Origin of the sequence: Vibrio sp. 1557, from assembly GCF_033340175.1 — a bacterium.
In the GTDB taxonomy this organism is placed as follows: domain Bacteria; phylum Pseudomonadota; class Gammaproteobacteria; order Enterobacterales; family Vibrionaceae; genus Vibrio; species Vibrio alginolyticus.
Genome location: NZ_JAWOVZ010000297.1, coordinates 1 through 1,024 on the forward strand (window position 1 = coordinate 1; position 1,024 = coordinate 1,024).

The window sequence follows — 1,024 nt, forward strand, 5'->3', positions numbered from 1 at the left end:
AAAACCATCAGCAAGGTTGTGGTACTAAAACGCACAGGCGGCAATGTAGATTGGCATGAGCATCGTGACGTTTGGTGGCACGAAGCAACCGCAAAAGTATCTGATGTTTGTCCACCAGAAGAGATGAAAGCGGAAGACCCACTGTTCATCCTCTACACATCAGGCTCGACAGGCAAACCAAAAGGCGTACTTCACACAACAGGTGGCTACCTTGTTTATGCTGCCATGACGTTTAAATACGTCTTCGATTACCAACCAGGTGAAACGTTCTGGTGTACCGCAGACGTAGGCTGGATCACTGGCCACACGTACCTTATCTACGGACCACTTGCGAACGGTGCGAAAACCATCCTGTTCGAAGGTGTACCAAACTACCCGAACACAAGCCGTATGAGCGAAGTGGTCGATAAGCATCAAGTGAACATTCTGTACACCGCACCAACGGCTATTCGTGCGCTAATGGCAAAAGGCAACGAAGCGGTTGCTGGCACGTCTCGCTCAAGCCTTCGCATCATGGGCTCAGTGGGCGAACCAATCAACCCAGAGGCATGGGAGTGGTACTACAAAACGATCGGGAACGAAAATTCACCTATCGTCGACACTTGGTGGCAAACGGAAACCGGCGGCATCTTGATCGCACCACTTCCGGGAGCGACAGATCTCAAACCAGGTTCAGCAACTCGCCCATTCTTCGGCGTACAACCTGCGCTGGTTGATAACATGGGTAATATCCTTGAAGACACCGTGGCTGAAGGTAACTTGGTAATTCTTGATTCATGGCCAGGTCAGATGCGTACGGTTTACGGCGACCATGAACGCTTCGAACAAACCTACTTCTCAACCTTTAAGGGCATGTACTTCACCAGTGACGGCGCGCGTCGTGACGAAGACGGCTATTACTGGATCACTGGCCGCGTCGATGACGTACTGAACGTGTCTGGACACCGTATGGGCACCGCTGAAATTGAATCTGCGCTAGTCGCGCATCACAAAATTGCCGAAGCCGCGATTGTTGGTATTCCAC

At 51.4% G+C, this 1,024-nt stretch carries 1 protein-coding gene; it reads left to right on the forward strand.

Annotation, left to right across the window (positions count from 1 at the left end):
- Positions 1-1,024: AMP-binding protein (locus tag R7070_RS26615; RefSeq protein WP_318141575.1), on the forward strand; the 1,024-nt coding region annotated here is incomplete at both ends.